The 5,899-nt window shown below is 56.5% G+C and carries 1 protein-coding gene and 1 pseudogene; both read right to left on the reverse strand.

Annotated features, from left to right (window positions below; all coding sequences use genetic code 11):
• On the reverse strand, positions 1-4,059 hold a 4,059-nt coding region (locus tag ACXIUA_RS09720; RefSeq protein WP_457976702.1), incomplete at its 3' end, for a Rib/alpha-like domain-containing protein.
• A gap of 446 nt (positions 4,060-4,505) precedes the next feature.
• Positions 4,506-5,798 (reverse strand): annotated as a pseudogene (locus ACXIUA_RS09725) (YPDG domain-containing protein); the annotation flags it as partial.
• Between the last annotated feature and the right edge of the window lie 101 nt (positions 5,799-5,899).

Raw genomic sequence — 5,899 nt, forward strand, 5'->3', positions numbered from 1 at the left:
GTGCAGCTCGCCGCCGTTGCGCTTGGTGATCGTCGCCGTCGTGCCCTTCGGCGTATCGACGGCCTCTCCGACCTTCTCGCCGTCCTTCTTGTTCAGCTGAACCTTGGCAGTACCCGTGGCACCCGGCCTGACGTCGGTCTTCGGGTAGGACGCCACAACGTTGTCACCGAGCTTGTCACCCTCGGATGGGTCGGTTTGGTCACCGGTTCCCGGCTTGTTTTCCTCGCCACCTGGGTTCTGGGCCTTGTCGACCTCGATCTCGATCTCAGCCTTGCCACCAGGCAGGTCCGGATCCTCGACGACCAGCTTAATCGGTCCTTCGACATCCTTACCAGGTGTGACGTAGACCTTGCCGTCGTCGCCGACGCGGACCGGCACGTCCTTGCCGTTCTTGTCGGTTGCAGACTCCTTGGTGTCGCCATCCTTGTTGTTAATGATGACGCCGGTGTCCTGCTCCTTTCCGTTCGGCACGACGGGCTTCTTGCCGTCAGCGTTGACGTTGGTCTCTGCCTTGCCGTTGTCGTCGCGACCCTTCTCGTGGCCATTGACGTCAATCTCAACCTGAGACTTGCCTTCAGGAAGACGTGGGTCCTCGATTGTCACCGTAATCGGGCCATCAACGTCCTCACCAGGCGTGACGACAACGTTACCGTCCTTGTCGATTTCGACCGGGACGTCCTTGCCATCCTCGTCCTTCGCGGAGATCTTGGTGTCCTTGTCAGGATTCTGAACCTTGACACCAGTGTCCTGCTTCTCGTTGGTCGGGTCGACCGGCTTCTTGCCGGAATCATCAACCTTGAAGTCAGAGTTGTTGTCATCGCGACCCTTCTCGTGACCGTTAACCTTGACCTCGATGTCAGTCTTGCCACCAGGCAGGTCAGGGTCGGTGACCGTCACCGTAATCGGACCATCAACATCCTCACCCGGGGTGACATGAACGTTGCCGTTCTCATCGATCTCGACCGGGATGTCCTTGCCGTCTTCATCCTTAGCAGTGACCTCGGTGTCCTTGTCCTTGTTGTTGACCTTGATACCGGTGTCCTGCTTCTCATCGGTCGGATCGACCGGCTGCTTACCAGACTCGTCAACCGTGGTCTTCGGCGCTTCCGGCTTCGTGTCCGAACCGTTGTCATCACGGTCCTTCTCGTGGCCGTTGACCGGAACCTCGACCTCGACCTTGCCGCCAGGCAGATCCGGGTCCTCGATGACTACCGTGATCGGACCATCAACGTCCTCACCTGGGGTGACATGGACGTTACCGTTCTCGTCGATCTCGGCAGGGATGTCCTTGCTATCTTCGTCCTTCGCAGAAACCTTGGTTTCCTCGTCAGGGTTGACGATCTTGACGCCGGTGTCCTGCTTGTCGTCGGTCGTGTCGACAGACTTCTTGCCAGACTCGTCGACAGAGGTCGGATCCTGGGTCACATGGATGGTGACGTCGACTTCTTCCTTCGAGCCATCCGGGTAGGTCACGACGACCTTGCCCTGCTTGTCACCAGGCTCGTCGGTGTTCGGTGTGTCCTTCCACTCGTGCTCGGTGCCGTCAGGAAGATCTTCCTTGTTAGCAATCGAGTCTTCAGGCTTCGGCTTCTCTCCCGGCTCAACCGTTTGATCCTGCCCCTTGGGGTCGTAGGCGTCAGCCTGGGACTTCACAGCCAGCGGGACGATATCGGTCTGCTCGTGCTTTTCACCGTTCTGATCCACCAACGTGTACGTCACAGTCACGTTCGGCTTCTCTTCAGAAGCCTCAACCGGGGTCGTTGGGGTGCCGGTGATCTTGCCGTTTTCAAACGTCAGACCATCTGGCAGTCCCTCAACCTTGAGGGAGCCTTCCTCGATCTCGAAGCCCTGTGGCAAAGGACCGAAGCCCTCAGGCTTCACTTCCTGTTCGTAATCCTCGCCAACAACGCCGTCCTGCAGAGGGGTGTCCGTCACCGTAATCTTTGTGACGACCTCTTCCTGCTGCTTTTCTGCAACAGTGGACTTCTCCGTCTTCTGGATGCGCTGCGCGGGGTCTTCCTCGTCCGGGTTCTCGTAGACCGGGTTGCCGTCCTCATCGGTGACACCAACATACTTGTCCACCATGACCTCGACCTCGCGAGTCACGGTCACTTCGGTGGTGCCAGGCTTGGTTGGGGTGCCAGTGATCTTGCCGGTCTCGGGGTCAATCTCAAGGCCCTCTGGCAGCTTATCGGCGGAGTACTTTGGCTTCGAGTTCTCAGCAAGATTGTCAGGCAGCTTCTGGAACAGGTCCGCGACGTTGTTGTCTGGGTACTCTTCACCTGCGGAGCCAAGCGGCAGCTGCTCTGGGACAACAGCGGTGAACGAGTCCGCGATCTCCCAGCGATCAGACATCTTCTTCGAAGCAGGGTCAACAGTTACCACAGCCGCTGTGTAGACGGTGGTTTCCTTCAGGTCCTCAGGAGCCTGGAAGTCACAGGAAGGCAGTACGCCCTTCTCGTCACTCTTGACGATGCACTCCTTGCCTTCCAGCTCAGTCTGGTTACCAGCAGGATCAGTTGCGTACCAACGGATTGCGTAATCCGCATTCGGCATCAGACCCGCAGCTTTCGTGGTCACCTTGGAGCCCGCACGACCCTTATTGTCATACGAGTTGTACTCCGGAATATCAAAGATCGGCTGTGCGGACATCAGTGGGAACTGCAGACCGTCCATCGCTTGTCCAGCCCACACAGAACCAAATTTGCTGAAGTCCTGGAACATGTTCATCGGGAACGCCGAGTTCTTGACGTCGCGGCCTTCGATCTTCGGGTACACGTACATGTAGTCCGTGTTGATGTGACGTTTTTTCGTCTGGTTAATTAAACCATCACCGAACGCAGCGCGGCGCGATGCACCGTTATCTGGCATGAAGTCCTTCGCAACTGTACCGAAGTCGCCCTTGGCCAGCTTATTGGAAATTTGAGCAGTCTGGTTCTCCTGTGTACGCGACTGGCCATACGTGCCCTTAAACGGCAGGTAAATCGTACCGTCAGCCTTAGTCTCCGTAACGACAGTCTCAGCGATGTGTGAACCTACGCCATGCTCGTCCTGGTACGCCTTGATGATGCGCTCCTGGTTTGCACGCTCCTGCTCAGCGGTGTAACCCTTGTTCGCTTCCTTCCACGCATCAATCTCACGCGCGACCTCATCGTTGAGGTACGAGGCAACAACTTCTACGCCACCAGCAGCGCGATCACCCTGGCCGGGCTGGTACTTGTAGTACCCCGGCAAGGAACCGGCGTCCTCGCCGTTTTCCCACCAAACCATCGACCAGTTTGGTGCAGCACCAGCACTCCTGAAAGCGCCGTACTTTCCGTAGTCTGGGAACTGACCATCAACGGTTGGCTCACCGGTCTGGCCATCAAGTGCGCGGGTCCACTCGGAGTCCGGCTTCGCCAGCCAATCAACCTGTGCCGGCTTCTCCTCAAGCACGAAGCGCCCGTTGGTAATGCGGGAGCCAGCCGGGCCGGCGGTGAAGTTCCAGGATTCCTGGACTCGGTTCAAACGTGTGGTGTACCGGCCGGAGTTCATATCGCCAGCGGCGACGACAGAGTACTTATTCTCGTCAGGGTTTTCGCCCCACACACGGACTTTGAACTTGCTGGCGCCAGCCAGATTGAACGCAGGGGCACCAACCCGATCAGTCACTTTACGAGTCAAGTCGAAAGAGAAACGACCCTCGGAGTCGGTCAGGGTGTAGAACACCGGGGAAACTTCGTTTTTGCCGGTGACGTACTGCAGGTAGATAACATTGCCCTTCAGCGGCTCATTGTTCGCCGAAAGATCGTCATGTCGGCCGTCCTTATTGATGTACGCGTAGCCGTGGTAGCCACCATAATCGCGCCAGCCACCCTTGGTGTAAATGGCGTTCGGAACCTTCTTATCCTTGACGGCGTCGTCAACAGTAGCGTCCGCGCCGGCAACCGCCGCAGCGGTCTCCTGGGCAAACGCAACCGGCTGTGCCAGCGGCGCAACGAGCGCAAACGAAAGTGCTGCCGCAGCGATCGAGGTACCACGACGAATCTTGTAGGAGCTTCGCACAACAATTCCTTTCATTCCTTGATTTGAAACATGTAGTCGCACCGCCGTGTTTTTCACCGATCTTTAGGCACAAACACAGGCGCTACGTGCTTTACAGTCATCAAAGAATAACAATGAATGGTCTGCGCTTCTAATAGACCTTTAGGCCTATTCCATTCCAGGATTTTGCGACACCGATATGTTTCAAACTCTAAGAATCCATCAGGTAGGCAGCGCTAGGACGATTGTCCTATAGTGCACATGTAATTGTTTGTATAGATAATTAGTAGACATATGTACGTCACCTGCGAAGACGAAGATTCCCAGAACTAACAGCGACCGTTGTCAGTACCAATACAAAAAGCTGCCACCCGTCATATATGACGGGTGGCAGCTTTTCTCTTCTTAGAAAGCGATCAGTAAGCGCTTAGCCCCCAGCCTCCCCCGCAAGGGGGTGACTGTTCAGAGTGTATTTCTTACTGCTACTTCTTCTCTTGCTTTGCCGGAGTCTTGTTGTCCGTCTTGGAGGACAACTTCGTCGTCTTACCGGAAGAACCCTTCAACTCCAGATCCTTCACAGAGGACTTCGGGCCATTCGGGTTGCAGTTGTCGTAGATGACCGTGCCGGCCAGGATACCAGCAGCAATCAGCACGATACCTGCAGCAACCATGCCCAGATCCGCACCGAAGGTACGCAGCTGCGCGTTGATCTGCTCAGCCTGACGTGCCATCTCCGGATTGAAGACGCCAGCCTGCTGCTGAATACGGGTGTTGACCGTCTTCAGCTGAGCATCAACCTGTGCAGCCACATCGCTCAGAACCGGAATCTGAATCTGGGAAGCCAGACCCAGTGGCAGCAGCGCGATCAGTGGGAGACCGAAGCCCACAGCCGATGCCACACACTTGCCGGTATCAAAGCCGTTATCCTTCGGATCGAACGGGTTCCAGCCATTCGAGATCTCGTCCCCGTTGTTGACGCCGTCACCATCAGCGTCACCCTTCGGATCCAAGATCGACGTCTTGCCGTCCTTACCAACAAGTACGAACTGCGCTTCACCAGGCTTGGGCTCCGACTTGCCATCGGTGAGCTCGAACTTAACCAGCGGGTTCGCAACCTGATCGAAGTCCTTCTTGAACTTGTCAATCGTCAACTTCGTACGGCCTTCACTACCCTTCTTGCCATACCTGTCGTTAAACTGCTTCGCCAGCTGCTCCATAGTCGGAGCCTGACCAGTTACAGTCGCGCCTTCTGGTGTGAAGGTCCAGTCGGTAGCACCTTCTGCCTTCGGGTAGCTCTTAGCCTCCGGATTGTCCTGTACCTTGATGCCCTTGAGGTCCGTAACCTTCTTTCCGCCATTGTCAGTGAAGGCTGGCTTAGCAGTTTCCTTACCACCAGGCTGAACATGGGCCTCGTCGTAGCCAGGTGTCAACGAAGTCAGGTCATTACCGTGGGAAGGATCCGTAGGCTTCTCAGGCTCTGTCGAAGGGTCGGCTGGGTCGGTATCCGTCGGCTTGCCAACGGTGACAGTAACCGTCTTCTCATCAACCGAACCATCCGGGTAAGTAACCTTCACCGGAACCTCGATCTTGTCACCAGGCTTGGCGTTTTCAGGAACGTCAACGGTAATCGAACCGTCCTCGTTGACCGTCACACCCTCCGGCGCACCCTCGCCCTTCTCGAACTTAGTGCCCTCCGGCGGAGTCGTCTCCTTGCCGTCCTTATCCTTAAAGACAGGCTTGTCAACCGTAACCTTGTCACCCGGCTTACCAGATCCATCCTTGTACCCGTCTTGAAGGCCTTCATGAGGTCCTCCGTCGACGGTGCCTGACCAGTGACATTCGCGGAAGCTTCAGTGTTGATGTCCCACTTCGCACC

Source organism: Corynebacterium sp. UMB8791, assembly GCF_054166365.1.